The sequence below is a fragment of the Streptosporangium sp. NPDC000563 genome, from assembly GCF_040299985.1.
In the GTDB taxonomy this organism is placed as follows: domain Bacteria; phylum Actinomycetota; class Actinomycetes; order Streptosporangiales; family Streptosporangiaceae; genus Streptosporangium.
This window is the reverse complement of sequence record NZ_JBEPDA010000004.1, coordinates 175,070-194,169: the sequence shown is the minus strand read 5'-3', so window position 1 is coordinate 194,169 and position 19,100 is coordinate 175,070. Positions and strand designations below refer to the sequence as shown.

Genomic DNA, 19,100 nt, shown 5'->3' with positions numbered 1-19,100 from the left:
GCTCGCCCTGGTCAGTGGCGATCAGGGCTTTCCGGAATTTCCGGAACCGGGGGCTCCTGCCTTTTCCGTACGGCGAACGATGTCGACGTCGCCGGGGCGTCATCGACCTTTTCCGTACGACGAAGGACGCCGATGTCGCGGAGGCGTCATCGATCGTCGAGAGCTTCGAGGATCGCGCGGACCTTACCGGCTTCCGCGTGCTGCGGGCCGTACTTCCGCTCCAGGTCGCCCAGCAGGTCGCCCAGCGTGCGCCTGGCCTGGGTCCGGTGACCCGAACCGAGTTCCACCAGCCCGATCTGACGCCGGAGTTCGAAGATCCGCTCCTCGTCGGCACCGAACCGCCTCTCGTCGGCGAGGAGCTCGCGAAACTGCGTCAGGGCGAGGCTCATCTCCCCCACCGCCGCGTGGCAGTTCGCCTCCATCAACCGGCATCGCAGTGCGAGGTTGTTGCCGGGTCCCTCCACCTGGGCCACGTCGATCGCCAGCCGGCGGAACTCGGGCGCCGCCCGGCGGTAGTCCCCGCCAAGGAAGAGCGCCTCGGCGAGCTCGATCCGCAGGTCCACCACCTCGGAGCTGGCCGAGCCGAACGAACCCTCGGCGGGGCGTATCACCTCCGCGAGCACATCCGCCGCCTGGGTGAAACGGGACTCCACCTTGAGCTTCCTCGCGTCCCTGCGAGCGCGTTCAAGATCGTCCCCTCCGATCTGCGCCGATTCCGCGGCGAGCCTGATCCGCGGCGGCCGTACCGGATCGGCGGGCCGACGGTTCCGGTTCGCTCCCATGGGGGCGACGCGTCCGACGACCGCGGCGTACATGCGCACCGGGTGCGGCGCGTCCAGGTTCACGTAGCCGGGAAAGGGCGGCAGTTCGCGGCAGAAGTCCAGCAACCGCTCGTAGACCACCCCCGCGTTGGCCGGTCGTTCCTCGGGTGACTTGGCGAGCAGCCACAGGACGAGCCGCTCCAGACCTTCGGGGATGCCCTGCCTTCTGGCGCGCAGCGGCCGGGGCGGGACGTCCGTGTGGTTGCGCATCGAGGCGAGCGCGGTGGGGGCGGCGAACTGGTTCTCGCCCGTGAGCATCTCGTCCAGGATCACGCCGAGGGAGTAGAGATCACTCTGCGGACCGGCGATTCCGGTCATCGCCTGTTCCGGTGCCATGTAGGCCGGCGTGCCGAGTATCTCTCCTGTTCTGGTGAGCCGGGTCGTCTCCGTACCGGCCAGCGCGGCGGCGATCCCGAAGTCGAGTACCTTCACCGTGCCGTCGGGGCAGAGCACCAGGTTGGCGGGTTTGAGGTCGCGGTGCACCAGGGAGTTGGCGTGGGCCACGGCCAGCACCGAGCAGACCTGCGCGGCGATCGCCACCGCCCAGGCGACGGGCACCTGTGTCTCGTCGAGAAGCGAGGAGACGGGGGCACCGTTGACGAGTTGCATGACGAGGTAGAGGTCGTCGTCGTGCGATCCGCAGTCGTAGACCGTGGGGACCCCCGGGTGCTCAAGTCGGGCGGTGATCCGTGACTCGCGCACGAAGCGTCTTGCGAGTTCCTCGTCCTCGCGGCCGTCGGGCAGCTTGTCGATCCTGATGAACTTGATGGCGATCGGCCGGTCGAGGCGGTTGTCGTAGCCGAACCACACCTCGCCCATTCCTCCCGAGCGACGCGACAGAGGGTCCAGCTCGTAACGGGCTCCGATGATCGTCCGCCTGCTCACAACCGCCCGCCGTCTGGATCAGGGGCTTCCTGTTTGTTTTCGACCGGTCCGGCGGCGATTTCGGATGACAGATTAAGCCCTTGCCGTCTATCCCTTAAGTCCGGAAACAGGCCTTCCTGATCATTTACCACGCCCGCCGACACCTCTCGCGGAGTTCATGCCTCAGTCGTTCACTGAAACAAACTTAGCCCCGTTTTTGGCACGTCTCTCAATGTCTAAGCAGACATAAACGACATTGACGGATATATGAGGATATTTTTTATCCAGAACTCTCTACACCGCTGCCGCCAACCCGACCTCGCGGCAGCCCGGCGTCCCGGTCACCTGCGAGCCGCCGGTTCAGCCAGAGCCCGAATCGGCCTCGGGCGCGGGCCGTTGTCCCGGACACGGCGCCCCGATACCGATGTGCACCCGGTGCGGCTCACCGTTCCCGACTCGAACATCTACCGGAAGACAGGCAGCACGCCGGACGGTGTAGCCACCCGCGAATGCCGTCCATTCCTTGTCCGAGTCGCAGCGATCGACAATCACGTGGTCGCCCAGCGGCTCCGGCCTGCCCCATTTCATCCAGAACCGGTCCCGAAAATTCTCCGGAACGATCAGCTCGACAAGCTCGCCCCGCCGTACGAGCAGCCCTTGTTTCGCGAACAATCCCGTCTTCCCGTCAGGCAGCTTCACCTCGCCGGCCTGCAGGGCATGTGATCGATCACGGCTCGTCGGCAGCGCAACCGCACCACCGATGATCTCGAACCCGGCAGGGGGGACCTGCTCTCCGCCGACCGTCGCCTCACACTCGACGGTTACCGAGGTGGCGGGCGAGGACGAGGCCGGCACGCCGGTTTCCTGCCTTGCCGGAGAGGCGTCGGGAGTGCAGGCGACCGCGCCCAACGCCAGAATGAGGACGATCTTTCTGATGTGCACCCCCGTAGGGCCTCGGCGTGGGTCAAGTGGCCGGAACGACGGTCTTGGTGAGCTGCTCCGAGATCCGCCAGACGCGCTCGGCGTCCTCCGTACCGCGTAGCGGAGAATACATCCGCTGCTCGGCCGGTGCGCCGCCCAGGTCGCCGAGGCCCTTGGGGCCGTAGAGGACGCCGGGCTTGGCGTCGGGGTCGGTCGCGGCCATGAGCGCGGGCAGCATCGCGGTCTCGACGGTGCCGACGAGGATGCCGCGCGCCGAGAGCGCGCGGATCAGGCGGACGCCACCGGTGTCCCTGTCGCGGTTGAGCTCGGGGCGGGCGGCGAGGAGGCTGGTGGGGGCCACTCCGGGGTGGGAGAGGTTGCTGGTGATGCCCCATCCGTGGGTCTTGCTGCGACGGTCCAGTTCGAGACCGAAGAGCCCGAACGCGATCTTGGACTGCCGGTAGGCGCGCATGGCGTCGTAGTCGCGTTCCCAGTTCAGGTCGTCCCAGTTGATGCCGCCGCGTCTCACGGCGATGCTGACCTGCGACGTGACGCGGGCACGGCCGGCGCGCAGCAGCGGGAGGAGGTGGGCGACGAGGGCGAAGTGGCCGAGGTGGTTGGTGCCGAATTGGAGTTCGAAGCCGTCCGCCGTGGTCTGCCGGCTCGGCGGGGTCATCACGCCCGCGTTGTTGATCAGGATGTGGATGGGCCGCCCCTCCTCGCGGAGAGCCTCTCCGAGGGCCTGGACCGACGTGAGCGACGACAGGTCGAGACCGCGCAGCGAGAGCTTCGCGTTCGGGAGGTTCCGGCGGATCGCGGCGATCGCGTTCTCGCCCTTGCGGGGGTTGCGGACGGGCATGACGACCTCCGCGCCGGCCGCGGCGAGTCGCGCGGCCATGCCCAGCCCCATGCCGTCGCTGGCGCCGGTGACGAGCGCACGCTTTCCTGACAGGTCCGGAATGGTGATGTCGATTGCTTGACGCGACATTGCTCTGCTCCCTGTGGTGTCGTCTCGGATCCACGGTCCCGGAGGCGGCATGGATGTTCCAGGGACCACCGATCCATGGATGCGGCCTCGCCCACCTCGGAAACCTCGGAAACCTCCGAGAGGGGGATCGACGGTCCGTGGTTGCCGTCGCGCGAGGACGATAGAAACGGAGCAGCACCGCGAGCGGAGGGAATGCCATGATCGATCGCGCCGGGCTGGCGGAGTTCCTCCGAAGCCGTCGAGAAGTGCTGCAACCCGAGGACGTCGGCCTCCCGCGCGGCCCCCGTCGCAGGACGAACGGGCTACGGCGCGAGGAGGTCGCGACGCTGTGCCACATGTCGACCGACTACTACTCCCGCCTTGAGCAAGAACGCGGACCGCGGCCGTCGAGCCAGATGCTCGCCTCGATCGCCCAGGGCCTGCACCTATCGCTCGACGAGCGAGACCATCTGTTCCGTCTCGCGGGGCAGAACCCACCCGCCCGCAGCGGGGTCGGCGAGCACATCAGCCCCGGCCTGCTGCGCATTTTCGACCGTCTGGACGACACTCCCGCGGAGATCGTCACCGAGCTCGGCGAGACCCTGCGGCAGACCTCGATGGGCGTCGCGCTCACCGGCGACACGACCCGCTACGCCGGGCCCGCCCGCAGCCTGGGATACCGGTGGTTCACCGATCCGGCCGCACGGGATCTCTACGCGCCGGAAGAACATCCGTTCCTCACCCGGATGTTCGCCTCGGGACTGCGCGAGATCGCCACCCTCCGCGGCCCCGGATCCCGAGCCGCGCACCTCGCCGACCTGCTCCTCGCCCGCAGCGACGAGTTCCGGCGCGTGTGGGACGCCCACGAGATCGGGATACGCCCCCACGAGGTCAAGCACTTCGTCCACCCCGAGGTCGGAGCCCTGGAACTGACCTGCCAGAGACTGATCGACCCCGACCAGGCCCACTCGCTGCTCGTCTACACCGCCATTCCCGGCAGCGAGAGCCACGACAAGCTGAACCTGCTCTCCGTCATCGGCACCCAGACCCTCCACTGAAAACAGCGTGGAGGCGATGGTTTCGGAGACGGTGAACGACAGCTGGGAGGCATCAGAACCACTCGGGGCCGTCGAAGGGGTGCTCGCCCGGCCGTCACACCTCGGACTCCGGAGTGTCCGTGAAGCCCACATGACATGCTTCTCGTCTCATCCGGTGCCGGTGGCGGGAAGCAGGACAGATGCGGTTACAGCGGTGGTGGTTGACGGCCGCGTTGCTCGCGCTCCTCCCCTCGGTCATGGCCTGGTTCGGCAGCGACGCCATCGCGAGCACCGGTCTCTTCTACTACGACTTCCACGTCACCGACGGGATCGGGATCTTCCCTCTGGCGCAGGGCCTTGGCGTCGGCTATCTGGGCTCTGTCGGCGTGGACATCACGCAGGTGCTGTGGGATGTCGAAGTCGTCGTGCTGGCCTTCGCGCTCCCCGTCCCCATGGTGGCCGTGGCGGCCCTGCTCCGGCGAAGGTGGCAGGATCGAACCACCCTCGTCCTGGCGGTCTTTCTCGGAATTCTCGCGGTGGTCAACCTCGCCGCCAACATCGTCGGCCCCTGGTCGGACCTGACCCAATGCCCGCCGACCGATTACCTGTCTCTTCCCGACGAGTATTCCTGCTACAGGAACGGCACAGGGACGGGGATTCCGCCCTTCTTCTACAGTCCCGCTTACGCCTTCGCCGCCCACACCTTGATCGAGATCCGTCGCAACCTCACCGGCGTTCCTCACCGCTCTGAGGCGCGAAGCGGTGTCGACGCCGTTGACTGATGTTCGATCCGCGGACCACCTCTGCCTCGGTAGACAGTGACGCCGATGCTTCTGATCGCTGGTGGCGTGGCGCAAGAGTCGGTGAGTTCGGCCTGGCGCACCCAGATACGGATCGACTGGGCGAAGGACTCGAACCTCTTGGCGAGTTCCCCTGGCGCCCGTCCCATGCATCCAACTCCGCCATCTTCCGTGTCAACTTAAGCACTTCTTCCATTCTTCTGTCAGCTTATGTAGCTGACTATCCGGAATCTGCTGGGCACCTTAGTTCGCGAATCCACATCTCCATTTGGTCGTAGCGTGACGCCACGAAAGCAGAGAGTTAGAACATAAGGAAATAATCGCCTGCTGTAACGCTCCGACAAGTGGGGCGTCCTTGGCAGGTCAGCTTTTCATCACAACGGCGGCGTATGTGGCATTGTGGATATCATGCGGCACACTTTTTCCTGGCGCTCCGGGCTCGCACTGTTCTTGCGGCGACCAGGTCGACAAGCGCCCATGGCCCCCCAGTCAGACACCATACGGATGGCGGGACCGCTGCCCACGACAGAGCCGACCCCGCCACGATGGGAATCCACACAGCTCGCTGCAGCCGAATACACCTCCTTGCGCTCAGAGATCGTCGGCCTCACATCGCTGCAATTTCAGACCACCGCTGTGGCGACAGTCTCCTTCGGTGCCGTGCTGTCGGCGGGCTTTCAAGTCCGCAATGCAGCCATCATCTTGATCTACCCACTGCTGTCGCTTGCCCTGGGGATCATCTGGCTCTTCAAAGCCCACCTGATTACCCGCATCGCGGCCTATCTCCGGACCGAAATCGAAGATCGCGTCGGCCGGGAGAATATGGGCTGGGAGCACTACGTCCAAGATCACCCACTACCGCGCGGACGGTTCGCCTACTGGGGTTTGCGTGCGATCTTCCCCGTGACCTCGATGATCGCGATCGGAGCAAGCTTTGCCTTGGCACCCCAGGGAGCAGCCATGACCATCCTCTATATCCTGTCCTTTACAGTCACCATCGTCACCATTGCGGTGTTCATCCTGTGGCGAGAGCCATCTCCAGAAATTGGACAAAAAAGCTCTTGCAGTGAATCCCCGCCATCCATATGACAGACGATTTGGAACTCTACGATCTCCTTGATGAATACGACCTCGACAGCGAGGATTTCGGCTTCCGTGCGGCTTGGTGCGAAGGCCTGACCTGCGAGGAGGCCGCACGTCGCCTTCGAGTAGACCTTGACAGCGCCTACGCCTCCACCGTCGACGAACTGATGCACGAAGAGGGAGACCACGACTTCGATGAAGGCGCGGTCCTCATCGGTCCGGCCGGAGCCTGGACAATGATCCTGCAGCTCAACGGACTGGACTGCACTCGGTATTCGACACTTGAGGCATTGTCCGCCGGAGCCGGGCGAGCGATTGGAATCGGCTGGAGCGTCAATGGTGACGAGCGGCTGATCTACGCAGAAGATGGACGTGTCCTGGTCTCAATGGACTTCACGTTTCCAGAGGACCGCAGCGAGCCTGATCGTCAGGCGCTCGACCCGTATATGGAAGGGCTTGTTCTCGGGTACGAGGAGGGAGCCGATGTCGAGGAGAGCATCGACGCCGCCTTGACCTTGATCGGCCGAACGACCGGACATCCCATCGATCGCGACTGGATCGAGGCCCGCCACACGTTCTACGTGATTCCCCGAGACGCCTGGGCCTTCCAGTCGTAGGAGCGGGACGTCACGGCCCGCAAAGCCGGGGGTGTCCTACGGCGCAGAATTCGACTCGGTAGAGAGAACGGCCGCCTCACCTGGCCAACCGCTCAACGTTGCCGTACCGCACCAGAACCCGGGGCCGCCGGGCCCTGGGCACCCGAGCGGTTCAGTAGGCGGTGAAGCCGTCCGTCGCGGTGCGGCAGAAATCGCGGAAGCGAGTCAGCCACACGACCGTCGCGGAATAGTTGCGCCCGAGGTCGTCACGGTGGAACTCGTAGGTGTCGGGTTCCGTGACGATCGATCCGTCCAGGAGGACGCGGCCTTCGGCGGGAGCGGTCGCCAGGTAGGTGTCCAAGAACATGGCGATCCGCCGGGCCTGCTCGCCGGTCAGTTCCACGGCGATGTTGTAACCCAGCATTTCGGCCGTGTCGGCGTCGAGGAGACCGGATCTCTCCAGTAGTTCCAGAGCCGGTCGCCAGTTCCACGCGTTGACGTCAAGCGACTCGCCACCCGGGGTTTCGAGCGTCCAGGACATCGGCCCATCCTATCCAGACGTCAGGTGAACGTACGGGATGGCGGATTCGCACGTCAGAGCTCTTCAGAGGGCAGGTGTCCACCAACTTCAGCACTCCCCTGCCCCTGCTGCGACGTCATGCTTCCGGCGCATTGACCGGCAAGCCGTGTGACCATTCCCGCCGCGGTCGCGTCTGCATGTGACGTGACAATCGAAACCGTTCGGGGGGCGACATCATCGAGGAGCTGTACCGCGAGCACTGGCCGCTCGTGTGCGGGTTCCTTCTGCGCAGGACCCGCGATCCGCATCTCGCCGAGGACCTGGCGCAGGAGACGTTCATCAAGGCGACCAGGGCACTGCTCGGCTGGCGGGGGGAGAACGCGGCGGCGTGGCTGCTCACGATCGCGCGTAACACCCTGGTGGATCACGCACGCAGGAGCCGCCGCGAGCTCGCCCTTCCGAACCCCGACGAGCTGGGCGTGCCGCCACTTCACGTGGAATCACTGGACGTTCGCGACGCGCTGGAGCGGCTGCCCGAGCAGCAGTGCCGGCTCCTCACGCTGGTCTACTTCGAAGGCTTCTCGATGGTGGAGGTGGCCGCGATGACCGGCAGGTCGCACAACTCGATCAAAACCGCGGTGTGGCGGGCGAGAGCCGCCTTCGCAGACCTCTACGGGAGAGCCGATGAACATGCCTGAGATGCCAGACCTGCCGGACTTCGACCCCAAGCGCACCCGGCGTGCGGTCCGGCGAGGACTGTTCAGGACGGTCGCCATCGTCCTGGCCGTCCTGGCGCTGCTCGCGGTGGCGGCGACCGAGGGCTCGTCCCTGCTGCAGACCCGCGGCGACCGGGAAGACCGCATGCAGGCCGTGCTCGGCACCGCCTTCAAGATCTACAACCCGGCCTATACGGTGACGATCGACCCCTGCTGCCAGACCTCGCCCCTGTCGATGTCGTTCGATGTGGTGGCACGTCCCATAGGACCTGTCGGAGCCTGGCCGGCCGGGGGCGAATCGCACACCATCGGTCAGGACTTCTTCGGCCGCGTACGACGCCTGCCGCTGGGCCATACCTCCAACACCAGGCTTTCCCAGTCCCTGTTCGACGTCGGCACCAGGCTGGCGCCCAAGGACGAGGTGCGCGCCGTGCTCGCCCGGCTGCCCGCCGACCTCAGCGCGCTCGCGGTGGTTGAGTTCGAGCAGCCACTCGGCGAGGCGGACCTGAAGGCGTTCACGAAGCGGCACGGCTCCTGCGCCGAACGGATCGTGTACGAGCGCAGGCCCGGCTCCCTCCCGATCACCTGGGGCTTCGACTACTGGACCGACCCGATGGAACTCGGCATGAGCGGCGACATGACCGAAGAGATGTGCGGTGGCGGCCTGCCGCAGTTCCGCGACTGGGTCGGCCGGCTGCGTGACCACGACGACGCGAACCTGCGCTCCTTCGACCTGTCCCTGACCCGGCTGCGCGAGGCGGCCAAAGCCGGACTCGCCTACGGCTATGTGGACCAGCTCAGCTCGGTCCGCGAATTGCGGGAGTTGCTCAAGGACCCGAGGGTGCGCACGATCCGTCTGGCCGACGTGGCGTTCAACCTGGACCGGCCTCGCCCCTAACACGCGTCCTCTCGGGCATACATTCGGATCGCGGCGAGACCCCCGTATGACACCTGTTCTGCCGGGCACCTCAACGCCGCCACCGGCCGCCTTCAAGTGGCAGCAAATCCAGCCGGAGGGGTTCGCGGTGAACCCCCGGCCAATCGTCAAGGCGGATCCCGACTCGGTGTAGGCGCGGTGCCTCACCGGTATCTTGGGGGTCGCCGATGGACTGTGAGGACGTCATGGACACGATGGAGCGGGCCGGAGATCTCAAGGGCGAGTTGTCGGAGTACGCGCGGTCACCCCGGTTCGACCGGGCCGTCAGGGACATGATCTTTGAGGCGTTCCCCGGCGGCGTCGTCGACGACGAGATGACCTTCTCGGCGGCTCTGGACTCCTTCATCTTCACCAAGCGGCTCGACGGTGGGCAGACCGTGGTCGAGATGTTCGCCGAGCGATTCACCGGCGAGGACCGGGCGCTCGTGCTGTCGTGGACGGACTACGTACAGGGCGTCTTCGAGATCAAGGAGCCGTACGGCGATGACGGTTTCGTGGCCGTCAACCACATCGACGAGCTGACCTACCGGATCCGCTCCAACATGGGTCCGGCGGGCGTCGAACGGCTCACCCCGGGCGTCGTCATGGTCGGCGGCATCGTTCCCGTGGGAGACGACTGGATGATCAGCGGAGCATCGGCGGCCTTCCCCGCCGAGGACGCCTCCGACGCCCTCGCAGGCGTACGAGAGCTGCAGCTGAGGAATCCGAAGCTGGTCTTCCGCAACCCCGAGAAACTCGCTCGGGCCCGCGAGATTCAGGCCACCCAACGCGAATCCTTCATCGACCTCTATGGAAGCGACATGATCGCCGTTCCGGGAGACGAGGTGAAAGAGAAGGTTCTCGCCTTCTACCGGCACGACTACGAGCGGGCCGGGAGCAAGAGCGGCCCGTGGACTCCGCCCGACCTGCCCGATCCCGGCTTCGCCCAGATGGGGACGGTCGCAATCCTCTTCGACGAGGAGGACGGTCTCGGCTTCCACCCGGACTTCGACCTGCTCCAGGAGGTCTTCGCCGACCCCGCGCTCATCGCCCGCGGCCGGTATCGCGAGGTGGTCAGCGGATACCTGCGCGGCGACGACGTCAGCCCCCGCATCCTGCAACGCCTCGCCGCGCAGGACCCCGGCAAAGCGAGCGAGGTCTTCCGCAAGCTGCTCAAGAAGCCGCGTTTCTCCTGGGAACGCGACGGCGAGGCGCTACTGCGCAAGCACAAGGCCGACTGGTACGACGCACCCCGCCTCCCCAGGGTCATCCCCGTATAGGACCCGGGCCGCGAGAACGACAGAGCGGGTCGTCGAGTGCGGGCCTGAGGGTCTCGGTGAAGTGCCCGGGTGACGTGCTGTCTCAGGACGGAGTCGCCGATACTGTCGGCTTCACGCCAGGCGGCGGCGGTGACCTCCTGTCGTGCTGGCCACGTCGATCACCTGTTGACGTAGGAGAGCCGGATCGCCGCGACAGCGGCACGGAAACGTATTCGGTTCCGGTCACTGCGCTAGACGAAGGCCGTGACGCCCTCGTATTCCGCTGTCGGGGCGGCACCGGCGGCCTCGTACTGGAGCAGTAGCAGGCCTTTCGCCGTCACCTCGTGGCGGACGAGTCGAAGGCCGACGGGTCGGCTCGGATGGTCGAACAACCGCCGTCCGGAACCGGTCACGGCCGGGGCGACGACGAGCCGGAGCGTGTCGACGAGGCCCGCCGCCAGCAGGGCGTTGCCGAGCCGGGCACTCCCGTGGATCTGGAGTTCCCTTCCTGGCCGCGCCTTGAGTTCCCCGACGGTCTGGATCGGGTCGCCGCGAAGCACGGTCGTCGGATGCCAGCTCCCTTCAGTGAGGGTGTTGGTCACCACGTACTTCGGCAGTGCGTTCATCCGCGCGGTGTACGGGTCGTCCGGGTCGGTGATCTGGGGCCAGTCCCGGGCGAACGCCTCGTAGGTGCGCCGCCCGAGCAGCAGGCCGTCGGCGAGGTCCAGCCAGTCGGAGGTACGCCGGACGAAGAGTTCGTCCAGGTGGGGCACGAGCCAGCCGCCACGGGTGAAGGCGTCGCTCGTGTCCTCGGTCGGCGAGCCGGGCCCCTGGCTGACCCCGTCGAGGGTGACGAACTCGGTGAGAACGATCCTCACCGGACGACCTCGCTCTCCGCGACCCGGCTCTCCGCGACGACGGCGAGTTGTTTGACGACCGAGCCCACGCCGTCGAAGAAGCCGAGTTCCTCGTGGCGGGCGCGGGCGGCCGGATCACCGTGCCGGACGATCATTCGGTAGTCCGTGCCGTCCGGATGATCGCTCAGCGTGACCTCGGCTGTCATGAGCACCGGTGCGGGACTCGCGGGGCGCCAGGCGCTGTCGATCGCGTTCGTGTACACGATCCGCTCAAGCTCGTCGACGACGAGGAAGCTCGCGTCGAGGTGCGGGACGAAGCCGACCCCGTCCTCGCTCATTCGCGTCACGAGCGCGCCGCCGGGCCGGACGTCGAGGCGGTCGACGCGGCACACGGTCGGCGCCGGAACCCACCACTGCTCGAAGAGGGACGGATCGGTCCACGCGCTCCACACCGCGGCGCGGGGAGCGCGGATGACCCGCTGCAGGAGCAGGTCGAGATCGGGGTTCACGGGTGTTTCTCCTTCGGATCGGTGACGAGGCGTTCAAGCCGGTCGGTGCGCTCTTCCCAGACCTGGCGCTGCTCTTCGAGCCAGCCGTCGACAAGGGCGAGGCGGTCGCGGTTGAGCACGCAGGTGCGTACCCGGCCGAGCTTGACCGTACGGATCAGGCCGTTCGCCTCCAGCGTCCGCACGTGCTTCATGAAGGAGGGAAGGGTCATCGGGAACTCGCGGGCGAGATCGCCCACGCTCGTCGGACCGCGGCCGAGGCGTCGGATGACGCCGCGGCGCGTCGGGTCGGCGAGGGCGACGAACACACCGTCGAGCTCGGCCGAATACTGTGCCATGCGGCTAAGTATTGCCCGCCCCCAATACTTAGCGCAAGAGCAAAGTATTGCTAAAGGTCCGCTGCCGGACATCGAGGAAGCGGATCGCCTCGGCGAGTTCGCGCAGGGCCGCCTCCAGCAGGGTGGTCTCGGAGTCCTCCAGGTGACCGCCGGGCGGCAGTCGTCGATCCAGGGCGACGGCCTTGGCCATCGCCGTCTCGGTGCCTGCGCTTGGCCACCGGGCCGGCGGGGTTCCTTCTCCCGGCCCCACGCCCGGCCGTCTGCGTTCTGTCGCCGCCGTCCTCTACGCTCCGATCCCGTTGATCAATGGGCGGCGGCGGGAAGGCGGGTCCGATGGCGTGGCTGCTACGCGGTTGCGATGACGAGGTGTGGGTGCAGTTCGGGGAGCTGGGGGTCTTCTTCGAACGCAGCGACGGCGATCTCCTGCTGGAAAGTCCTGACGGCGAGAATCACCTCGCGGACATCCGGCTGGAGGCGTGGGATGGGCGGCCTTCTGATCCCGGGGCTCCGTGGTTCCTGGTCCAGGACACCACCATCGAGGGCGGTACCGGGTTCGTCACCGTGGGGTCGTTGGCCGAGGAGGCGAGCCGACAACTGATCATCGGCCCGCCGCACTTCCTGTACGGCGTCACCGCGCACACTCAAAAGGGCGGGGATCCGCCGGAGTTCATCTCTGAGGAGCAGTTCGAACGGGCGTGGGAGGAGCGCACGCCCGAGCGGTGGCTGATCAGGTTCTGGCCGATTCGAGACGTCTTCGATCCGGCCCGGCACGCACGTCCCGACAGGGCGGACGGCCGGCAGGCGCGCCCGGTCGAAGTGCCGGTCTCTACGGCCGAGCACTGGCCCGCAGCGCGGATCGGCCGTCGGCAGGCGGCCTTGAACAAGCACCTCGTCCGCCAGGGAATGACCATGGCCGACTTCCTGACGGCCCAGGGGCTGGCGCCGGACATGCCCTTTGACCGGTGGCAGGCGGCGATGGCGGAGCGGGAGGTGCCCGACATCGCCGAACGCGAGGGATGGCCGCACTGGCTGACCGAGCTCGTCAGCAAATACCCGCAGATCGCCGGCCACTGGCACCACCTGCCGGAAACGGTCGAACAGTGGGCTCCCGAGCAGCGTGAGGAGCGGGCCCGAGACCTTGCCGCGCGCCTACACGCCGCCGAGGTCCTGAACCCGGACGACGTCACCTTCACCGCCGACGTCCAGGCGTACGAGCCGCAGCCGGGTGGAACCTACCGGGGCTGGCGCTGGGACTACGCCGATCGGCCTGCCCACGAAACCTTCGGTGTTGACCGACGCGTCGCCTGCCACGACATCATGAGCGGAAAGGTGCTGGTCACCGGCGTCGTGACGGTCCTGGGGCACGACGGGCAGAGCGGTTACGAGGTCCGCGACGCCACACCGGCCGAGGCAGCCCGCCTCCGCTGCGCGGAGGCAGCGTGGAGCGGGCCGGACGTCGGCGAAAAGCGCGCAATGCGGCTCGGGCCTTGAAGCGGCCAGGAACGGTCGGCTCACTGACGCTGAATCGCTCCGTTGTCGCTCAATGCCTGATCCTGACGCTTGAGAACATCTGATACTTGATCGGGAGATGGGCATGATCTGGGAAAGCGACGACTACGCACACGAGGGATGGGCCGCTGCCGAGTTTTCAGACGGCAGGGTCTCGGTGGGCTCGGAGACCGGCGGTGCCGTGGTGGTGCGCTGGGGCCCGGAAGGCGAGGCCGAACCGGCCGGTCTGCTGGACGGCCGGGACGCGGTCGGCTGGTGTGCGGTGTGCGAGTGCGGCTGGCGCGGTCCGCTGTGGGCCCGAGTCGCCACCCCCGCCGAGCACGACACCGCGCGCCGCCGCGTCCACGCCGCCCCTGGCCTGCATGGTGACGCCCCCAACGACGTCGAGGACGCTCTCCGCCGCGAGTGGACGGACCACCTGGGGCCGGCCATGTTCTGATCGGCGCCTTGATAGGCGACCGGTTTCCAACTGGTTTTCAAAACGCTGACGGGGACATCGGCTGTGGTCGGTAAGGCTTGGTCACTGGATCTGTGCGGCAGCCACCCGGCCCCCCGGGACAAGGTGGTCGCCGAGCTGGTGGCCAGGAGCTGGACGGCGGCGAGCTCGCCGTCGGTGTACCAGCGGCGGTGTCGGACGCGTGCTCCCGCAGACGTTCGTCAGACGACCGTTGGATGAACACGCCGGACACGGCTACGGAAGGTCGTCTACGCCTGGAATCCACCGCGCCCGGATCTGCCGCCTGGGACGGCGGCGACTTGGGAGCGCGCGGCCCGGAACAACCGAAGACCATGCAGGCCTCAGAACTCAGCGCAGTCCCGCACAACCGCCCCTACCGATCGTCGCCGGTCACAAAGGCCACGATCGCGCCAATGAAAAAACCCACCGCGGCGACCGTGCATACAACAAGTGAGATGTACAGATATAGCCGAGTCGATCCGTTCTGGAGCATCGTATAGGCGGCCCACGCTGCGACCGCCGATATGGTGCCGCATACGAGGTACTTGGATCGCTCGGTCATGCGGGGTCCTCCGGCCTTTCTCGGTGAACGATCGAAGGGGGCGGCCAGTGCCGAACGGGCGTACTGGAACCACTTCGGGGCTCGCTTTTGACTCGCGACGAGCGGCATCATCGCGGGTCAGGCTTGCGATTCCGAGCTGCTGATTGTTCGCTTTGCGAGGTGGCCGATCAGGGTGGCGACGGGCACCATCGCGGAAGCGGAACCGTTTTTCCTTGTGCAGACTCACCCCTCGGGAGGCGCCGTGATGCTCGTACCGTTCGCCATCAACGTGACCAGCTGGGGTGGGGCGGTAGGCACCGGCATAGGACTGCTGACTCTGACCCTGGTGGAGCGCAGGAGAAAAGCCCGGCGTGAGCAGGAGCGCGCCTCCACTGTGGGGTATGTGCTGGGCTGGCGCCTGAGTGACGGCAGCTTGCACAGCGGTACGGCCTCGGCCAATGCCACTGAGGCTGAGGTGACCACCGCTGCCCGGCGGAAGTCGTTGGAGGTTGACGTGATGGAAGCGTGGGTTTCCTGGCGTACCCATGACGGCCACCGGGTCCGGCGGTCCTACGCGGACGGAGGACGACTGTGACTCGGCGGCCATCATCGCGCGTACGGGCGTAGGTTCAGTTATGGATCGGGCAGCCGCCCGGAGCTTCGCAGGCGCACTCTTCGAACAGCACAACTCAGCATTCAAGAGTGCGCCAGCGCTCGGGCCGCTTGACCGGGTCGATGCTCCGGAAGTTCTGGATGCTCCGGACCTCACCGTATGAGGCGCGACCGTCGGCAACGCAGTTGATCGGAGTGAGCGCGAACTGACGGCCACCGTCGTTGATGACGAGATGCTTGTGCTCTGCGCCGATCCGGATATCAAAGGTAACGGCGTCGCGGCTGGTTCCAGCCTTGATGTTCAGCGCCTCCCCCTTGCCGTAACTGTCCTGACTCCGGGGATTTAATCCCATTAGAACCGACATATCCAGTTCTCCTTCTTTGTTTCCCGCCGACCTGGGGCCCGTCTCGTCATCAGTACGTCCGAATGAACCGGCCCCCGGTCATGGAATGGGCGACGCCGGCCATCCTCGGCGACAGCACCACCTGCCTGATCTCCACATGTTCTCGTCACCCCTGGAAGCTTCCAGGTTCCCGGATCCCCGCCGGCGTTCGATCATTTGATCGAGTAACCGCCTCCCGACCAGACAGGTAGCACGCCGAATCGATTCCCCCGTCATTGGAAACGCAGGAGAGAAGGAAGAGATGAAACCATCCCGTCGTCTGGCAATCGCCGGCAGTTTGCTGCTGGCCGCGACCGTGGCGCCGTTCGCCGGTATCCAGGCCGCTCAGGCCGCCGTGTCGTGCGGCTCCACCACCTTCACCACGGATCCCACGGTCACCCACAAGGGGGCGGGTACCCCCTCGCAGAACAACGGCCTCACCTCGTTCCGTGGCCGCGTGTTCCAGCTGCGCACGGAACCGATCTTCGACTACAGCCAGGGCAACATCGCCTCCGGCTACAAGTCGGGCGACAAGGTGTGGATAGACGTCTCCGAGAACCAGGGACAGAGCTGGACCCAGTGCGGCCCGTACTACCGCGACCGGACCTACTTCTCCTACCACAAGGGGAAGTGGATGCGCGTGTGCGTCAATGTCGACGGCATCACCCAGTGCGCGACCAACGGCAACAAGACCGGGCCCGGCGGAAGCAAGTGGTGGGACGACTGACCTCGATCCAACAGAACGAACCGGTTCGGTAAATGGGCGCTGTTCCGGCAAGTTCGTCACTCGCCACCATCGAAGCCGATGCCATTCAAGGTGAAAAAGATTTACCGAAACCGCCACGGAGATCGAGATGGTCGATCTCCGTGGCGGCTTGTCAGGTCAGGATCGACAGAGAAGGGCTGTTTGCCTGTCCAGCTTGACGGATAAGCTGTGGCGCGTTGAGTTCAATCGGAAAAACCATTGCCTTTGAGTCGCGAGATCAGGTCGTCCATGTTTTTGGGCTCCGCCCATCCCGAGCTGACACCCGCGACGTCCAGCGGTTCGATTCCGCCCACGAGGGCCCGGCCGCCTGGACTTTTCCGCTGGACAAGCGTCTGGTCTTCGAACACAAGCCCCTGAGGCGGTGGGCTGGTGAGCACGGCCTCATCGGAGAGTGCGACTCCAGGTTTTATAACAGCACCTTCGTAAGGAAGATGATCGGCTGCGAAAACCATGGCCTTGGTGCCGGTGGGGATGGAACTTTCGAAGTCCTCCAAAGATCTTTTGGGTAGCCACTCCTCAGGTTTCTTGGAATCATCTCGGACCACGGCGCCTCGAAACAAATCCACATAGATCATTGAATTACTGCTTGCCCCCTCCGTGTCGATACCTTTCAAGAGGTGGGTGACCTTGATCCTGAGAATGACACGATGTTCGAGTGGCCCATTGGGATAGGTGGCCAGAGCCGGACCTTCCTGCCAGCCGTCGACCACGCCTGCGGCGACAATCGGCTGGACCTTTGCCAGCGCCTCCGGTGAGGACAGGGGCTGAAAGTCCGATGCCGCGACCCGGAGAATCGAGACGTCGAGTGCTTTGTGATTCCCCTGCGCGATCTGGCCTGTGGCCGGGTTGCCGAAGGTCTCATCGCCTGCGCACCCGCTTAGGGCAAGAGCCGAAACGAGAGCCAGAGCAGCGATAGGGCGCTTCATCGACGGACTCCTTTTTGGGGACGGTACCGGCGATAAACCTGATGGTGTCCACCGTCCCCCGCTCGCAGTTGTTCAGGAGTTGAAGAAGGTGACGACCTCTCCGAGCGCGTAGTGGCGGTCGAGGTCCCCGTTCTCCTCACTGAGGTAGGTGCCGCCGGAGTAGTTGACGACCTGCATGGCCCGCCGGAACGGATCCATGTCCGGATTCACCGCTGCCCTCAGTGCCTCGGCGGCGGCCCCCTTCAGCATCCATCGGCCGTAGTCGGTGTCATGGCCCGGTGAGGAGTGCCGCTGCCGGGCGCTGTCGGGCGAGGCCAGAAACGCCTCCGACGCCCGTCGCGCGAACTCCATCCGGAAGTCGCCCAGCCGCTCGGCCAGTTCGGCGGAACACTCGCCGGCCGCGATCAGGGCCAGCGCCTCCTCGACCAGAGGGCCATCGATGCCCGCCGTGGCCACGGCCATACCGGCCGCGATGGCGATGACCTCCGGCACCCGGTCGGGCGTGGGGTCGGCGATGATGCGGGCGATGCGAGGGTCGACGGCCGCGATGGCCCGCATGCGCCCGTCAACGCGCAGGGCCGGGCGCGCGGCGACGGTCATCGGACGTAACCAGTGCAGGGCGTGGGACCGGGCCGTCCAGTCGTCGTCGACGACCCCCGACAGGTGCTCGGCCACGGCGAACGCGGTGGCCCTCCAGTCGGCACGCCAGTCGGCCTCACCCACCGGCAGGCCGTCGAGCCACTCCCGGCCAGAGGCGCCATCGAGATCCAGGGCATCGAACGACGCGACGACCTCGCCGTCACGAACGTAGCTGACAAAGGTGGCCATGTTGACGGTCCACGCCACCCGGAACGCCTCCCCCTTCGCCGCGACCTCGCCCAGCAACACCTCGCTCAGCCCCCGGAACGCGAACGGCTCCACGATCACAGCCCACTCCCCATGGCGGGCCACCAGAGCCACACCGGTGGCATCGTCGGGAAAGTCCTCCGGGGCGATGCCGAACAGGCCGTCGAGGGTCTCCGGTTCGGCCACCAGGGGTTGCCCGCCGAACGCCCGGACCGTCTGATCGAGATCACCGGTCCTGATCCAGGTGAAGCAGGCGGACTCGATCTCAATCATCTGAACACTCCAAGAAGTAGCAGGACTCGGGACGGAAAGGGCTCAGCGAAGGGCTTGGATGATGCGCTGTCTCAGGATGGGGTCGCCGATGCTGTCGGGGTCGTGCCAGGCGGCGGCGGTGACCTCTTCGGTCTGGAGCGGGCCGATCGCACTGGTGGTGTGGAGGAGGAAGCGGAAGTCGATGTGCCGGTGGTCCGGTTCGCCCTTGGCCGGGTTGGCGGGAATGGGGTGGATATCGATCTGGAGGGGACGCTCCCCGGCCGGAGTGACGGCGGCGGTGGGGATGCCGGTCTCCTCGGAAAGCTCGCGCAGGGCCGCGTCCAGGAGGGTGACGTCGGATGCCTCCAGGTGGCCACCGGGCAGCAACCAGCTGTCCAGGACGAGGTGGCGGATGTGCAGGATCCGCCCGTCGGGGGCAGCGAGGATCGCGGCGGCGGTCGCGTGGCCACGGAACTCCTTGCGGGTCGTTATGTCCGCGCCGCCGTCCAGCAGTTCCAGGGCCGGGGCGAGGCTCTGCTTGTCCTCGGGGTACGCGTCGAGGTAGTCGCCGATGACGGCGCGGATGTGGTCTGCCGTGATGGCCAAG

At 66.3% G+C, this 19,100-nt stretch carries 24 protein-coding genes; 11 read left to right on the top strand and 13 right to left on the bottom strand.

Going from position 1 to position 19,100, the window contains the following annotated elements; all coding sequences use genetic code 11:
- Nucleotides 1-146: 146 nt before the first annotated feature.
- From ABT352_RS13700 to ABT352_RS13690, 3 genes are all read right to left on the bottom strand, one after another.
- Nucleotides 147-1,706 carry a serine/threonine-protein kinase gene (locus ABT352_RS13700; RefSeq protein ID WP_350945104.1) on the bottom strand — a complete coding sequence of 520 codons (1,560 nt, stop codon included), beginning with the start codon at nt 1,704-1,706 and terminating at the stop codon, nt 147-149.
- A 339-nt stretch (nt 1,707-2,045) separates the two neighbouring features.
- Complete coding sequence (locus tag ABT352_RS13695; RefSeq protein WP_350945102.1) at nt 2,046-2,627, bottom strand: hypothetical protein; 582 nt, start codon at nt 2,625-2,627, stop codon at nt 2,046-2,048.
- Between the two features lie 22 nt (nt 2,628-2,649).
- Nucleotides 2,650-3,594 (bottom strand): SDR family oxidoreductase, encoded by a 945-nt coding sequence (locus ABT352_RS13690; protein ID WP_350945101.1) that lies wholly within the window; start codon nt 3,592-3,594, stop codon nt 2,650-2,652.
- Between the two features lie 197 nt (nt 3,595-3,791).
- Here ABT352_RS13690 and ABT352_RS13685 point away from each other — a divergent pair, with 197 nt between their 5' ends.
- The 4 genes from ABT352_RS13685 (at nt 3,792) to ABT352_RS13670 (ending at nt 7,110) form a co-directional block, all read left to right on the top strand.
- Nucleotides 3,792-4,631 carry a helix-turn-helix transcriptional regulator gene (locus ABT352_RS13685; RefSeq protein WP_350945099.1) on the top strand — a complete coding sequence of 280 codons (840 nt, stop codon included), beginning with the start codon at nt 3,792-3,794 and terminating at the stop codon, nt 4,629-4,631.
- A 179-nt stretch (nt 4,632-4,810) separates the two neighbouring features.
- On the top strand, nt 4,811-5,392 hold the full coding sequence (locus ABT352_RS13680) for a hypothetical protein (RefSeq protein WP_350945098.1): 582 nt from the start codon (nt 4,811-4,813) through the stop codon (nt 5,390-5,392).
- 522 nt (nt 5,393-5,914) lie between these two features.
- Entirely contained in the window at nt 5,915-6,499 is a 585-nt protein-coding gene (locus ABT352_RS13675; protein ID WP_350945097.1) for a hypothetical protein, read from the top strand.
- An 8-nt stretch (nt 6,500-6,507) separates the two neighbouring features.
- Entirely contained in the window at nt 6,508-7,110 is a 603-nt protein-coding gene (locus ABT352_RS13670; protein ID WP_350945096.1) for a DUF6461 domain-containing protein, read from the top strand.
- A gap of 151 nt (nt 7,111-7,261) precedes the next feature.
- Here the strand turns inward: ABT352_RS13670 and ABT352_RS13665 are convergent, their stop codons facing one another.
- Nucleotides 7,262-7,630: a hypothetical protein gene (locus ABT352_RS13665; protein ID WP_350945095.1), complete on the bottom strand. Its 369-nt coding sequence runs from the start codon at nt 7,628-7,630 to the stop codon at nt 7,262-7,264.
- Between the two features lie 212 nt (nt 7,631-7,842).
- On the opposite strand from ABT352_RS13665, the gene ABT352_RS13660 reads away from it, so the two are divergent.
- The 3 genes from ABT352_RS13660 to ABT352_RS13650 all read left to right on the top strand — a co-directional run bounded on the left by ABT352_RS13660 (nt 7,843) and on the right by ABT352_RS13650 (nt 10,521).
- The gene (locus tag ABT352_RS13660) at nt 7,843-8,307 is read left to right on the top strand and encodes an RNA polymerase sigma factor (RefSeq protein ID WP_350945387.1); all 465 of its coding nucleotides are present in this window, start codon (nt 7,843-7,845) and stop codon (nt 8,305-8,307) included.
- Nucleotide 8,308: 1 nt separating this feature from the next.
- Nucleotides 8,309-9,223 carry a hypothetical protein gene (locus ABT352_RS13655; RefSeq protein WP_350945093.1) on the top strand — a complete coding sequence of 305 codons (915 nt, stop codon included), beginning with the start codon at nt 8,309-8,311 and terminating at the stop codon, nt 9,221-9,223.
- Between the two features lie 206 nt (nt 9,224-9,429).
- A complete protein-coding gene (locus ABT352_RS13650) occupies nt 9,430-10,521 on the top strand; it encodes a hypothetical protein (RefSeq protein WP_350945092.1) in 1,092 nt (363 codons plus the stop codon).
- Nucleotides 10,522-10,751: 230 nt separating this feature from the next.
- Here ABT352_RS13650 and ABT352_RS13645 read toward each other — a convergent pair whose 3' ends face one another.
- The 4 genes from ABT352_RS13645 to ABT352_RS13630 are packed head-to-tail and all read right to left on the bottom strand — an operon-like array spanning nt 10,752 to nt 12,391.
- The gene (locus ABT352_RS13645) at nt 10,752-11,378 is read right to left on the bottom strand and encodes a dihydrofolate reductase family protein (protein ID WP_350945091.1); all 627 of its coding nucleotides are present in this window, start codon (nt 11,376-11,378) and stop codon (nt 10,752-10,754) included.
- Nucleotides 11,375-11,866: an SRPBCC domain-containing protein gene (locus ABT352_RS13640; RefSeq protein WP_350945090.1), complete on the bottom strand. Its 492-nt coding sequence runs from the start codon at nt 11,864-11,866 to the stop codon at nt 11,375-11,377. The genes ABT352_RS13645 and ABT352_RS13640 overlap by 4 nt, the downstream gene beginning before the upstream one ends.
- The gene (locus tag ABT352_RS13635; protein WP_344746984.1) at nt 11,863-12,201 is read right to left on the bottom strand and encodes an ArsR/SmtB family transcription factor; all 339 of its coding nucleotides are present in this window, start codon (nt 12,199-12,201) and stop codon (nt 11,863-11,865) included. The genes ABT352_RS13640 and ABT352_RS13635 overlap by 4 nt, the downstream gene beginning before the upstream one ends.
- A gap of 28 nt (nt 12,202-12,229) precedes the next feature.
- Nucleotides 12,230-12,391 (bottom strand): NUDIX hydrolase, encoded by a 162-nt coding sequence (locus ABT352_RS13630; RefSeq protein WP_350945089.1) that lies wholly within the window; start codon nt 12,389-12,391, stop codon nt 12,230-12,232.
- A 143-nt stretch (nt 12,392-12,534) separates the two neighbouring features.
- Between ABT352_RS13630 and ABT352_RS13625 the strand changes: the two genes are divergently transcribed.
- Nucleotides 12,535-13,692, top strand: a complete 1,158-nt coding sequence (locus ABT352_RS13625) for a hypothetical protein (RefSeq protein ID WP_350945088.1) — start codon at nt 12,535-12,537, stop codon at nt 13,690-13,692.
- A gap of 103 nt (nt 13,693-13,795) precedes the next feature.
- Nucleotides 13,796-14,149: a hypothetical protein gene (locus ABT352_RS13620; RefSeq protein WP_350945087.1), complete on the top strand. Its 354-nt coding sequence runs from the start codon at nt 13,796-13,798 to the stop codon at nt 14,147-14,149.
- A gap of 391 nt (nt 14,150-14,540) precedes the next feature.
- Here ABT352_RS13620 and ABT352_RS13615 read toward each other — a convergent pair whose 3' ends face one another.
- The gene (locus tag ABT352_RS13615; RefSeq protein WP_350945086.1) at nt 14,541-14,729 is read right to left on the bottom strand and encodes a hypothetical protein; all 189 of its coding nucleotides are present in this window, start codon (nt 14,727-14,729) and stop codon (nt 14,541-14,543) included.
- Between the two features lie 172 nt (nt 14,730-14,901).
- Between ABT352_RS13615 and ABT352_RS13610 the strand changes: the two genes are divergently transcribed.
- Nucleotides 14,902-15,303: a hypothetical protein gene (locus ABT352_RS13610; RefSeq protein WP_350945085.1), complete on the top strand. Its 402-nt coding sequence runs from the start codon at nt 14,902-14,904 to the stop codon at nt 15,301-15,303.
- Nucleotides 15,304-15,397: 94 nt separating this feature from the next.
- Here the strand turns inward: ABT352_RS13610 and ABT352_RS13605 are convergent, their stop codons facing one another.
- On the bottom strand, nt 15,398-15,685 hold the full coding sequence (locus ABT352_RS13605; RefSeq protein ID WP_350945084.1) for a hypothetical protein: 288 nt from the start codon (nt 15,683-15,685) through the stop codon (nt 15,398-15,400).
- Nucleotides 15,686-15,965: 280 nt separating this feature from the next.
- Between ABT352_RS13605 and ABT352_RS13600 the strand changes: the two genes are divergently transcribed.
- Nucleotides 15,966-16,430, top strand: coding sequence for a hypothetical protein (locus ABT352_RS13600; protein ID WP_350945083.1), 465 nt, complete (start codon nt 15,966-15,968; stop codon nt 16,428-16,430).
- Between the two features lie 221 nt (nt 16,431-16,651).
- Here the strand turns inward: ABT352_RS13600 and ABT352_RS13595 are convergent, their stop codons facing one another.
- The 3 genes from ABT352_RS13595 to ABT352_RS13585 all read right to left on the bottom strand — a co-directional run bounded on the left by ABT352_RS13595 (nt 16,652) and on the right by ABT352_RS13585 (nt 19,099).
- A complete protein-coding gene (locus tag ABT352_RS13595) occupies nt 16,652-17,395 on the bottom strand; it encodes a hypothetical protein (RefSeq protein WP_350945082.1) in 744 nt (247 codons plus the stop codon).
- Nucleotides 17,396-17,467: 72 nt separating this feature from the next.
- On the bottom strand, nt 17,468-18,514 hold the full coding sequence (locus tag ABT352_RS13590) for a hypothetical protein (RefSeq protein WP_350945081.1): 1,047 nt from the start codon (nt 18,512-18,514) through the stop codon (nt 17,468-17,470).
- A gap of 42 nt (nt 18,515-18,556) precedes the next feature.
- Nucleotides 18,557-19,099: an NUDIX hydrolase gene (locus tag ABT352_RS13585; RefSeq protein WP_350945080.1), complete on the bottom strand. Its 543-nt coding sequence runs from the start codon at nt 19,097-19,099 to the stop codon at nt 18,557-18,559.
- Between the last annotated feature and the right edge of the window lies 1 nt (nt 19,100).

Coding starts and splice junctions, on each gene's coding strand:
- ABT352_RS13690 (WP_350945101.1), bottom strand. CDS start 3,594: ATGTCGCGTCAAGCAATCGACATCACCATTCCGGACCTGTCAGGAAAG.
- ABT352_RS13685 (WP_350945099.1), top strand. CDS start 3,792: ATGATCGATCGCGCCGGGCTGGCGGAGTTCCTCCGAAGCCGTCGAGAA.
- ABT352_RS13680 (WP_350945098.1), top strand. CDS start 4,811: ATGCGGTTACAGCGGTGGTGGTTGACGGCCGCGTTGCTCGCGCTCCTC.
- ABT352_RS13675 (WP_350945097.1), top strand. CDS start 5,915: ATGGCGGGACCGCTGCCCACGACAGAGCCGACCCCGCCACGATGGGAA.
- ABT352_RS13665 (WP_350945095.1), bottom strand. CDS start 7,630: ATGTCCTGGACGCTCGAAACCCCGGGTGGCGAGTCGCTTGACGTCAAC.
- ABT352_RS13655 (WP_350945093.1), top strand. CDS start 8,309: ATGCCAGACCTGCCGGACTTCGACCCCAAGCGCACCCGGCGTGCGGTC.
- ABT352_RS13650 (WP_350945092.1), top strand. CDS start 9,430: ATGGACTGTGAGGACGTCATGGACACGATGGAGCGGGCCGGAGATCTC.
- ABT352_RS13635 (WP_344746984.1), bottom strand. CDS start 12,201: ATGGCACAGTATTCGGCCGAGCTCGACGGTGTGTTCGTCGCCCTCGCC.
- ABT352_RS13630 (WP_350945089.1), bottom strand. CDS start 12,391: ATGGCCAAGGCCGTCGCCCTGGATCGACGACTGCCGCCCGGCGGTCAC.
- ABT352_RS13625 (WP_350945088.1), top strand. CDS start 12,535: ATGGCGTGGCTGCTACGCGGTTGCGATGACGAGGTGTGGGTGCAGTTC.
- ABT352_RS13620 (WP_350945087.1), top strand. CDS start 13,796: ATGATCTGGGAAAGCGACGACTACGCACACGAGGGATGGGCCGCTGCC.
- ABT352_RS13615 (WP_350945086.1), bottom strand. CDS start 14,729: ATGACCGAGCGATCCAAGTACCTCGTATGCGGCACCATATCGGCGGTC.
- ABT352_RS13605 (WP_350945084.1), bottom strand. CDS start 15,685: ATGTCGGTTCTAATGGGATTAAATCCCCGGAGTCAGGACAGTTACGGC.
- ABT352_RS13600 (WP_350945083.1), top strand. CDS start 15,966: ATGAAACCATCCCGTCGTCTGGCAATCGCCGGCAGTTTGCTGCTGGCC.
- ABT352_RS13595 (WP_350945082.1), bottom strand. CDS start 17,395: ATGAAGCGCCCTATCGCTGCTCTGGCTCTCGTTTCGGCTCTTGCCCTA.
- ABT352_RS13590 (WP_350945081.1), bottom strand. CDS start 18,514: ATGATTGAGATCGAGTCCGCCTGCTTCACCTGGATCAGGACCGGTGAT.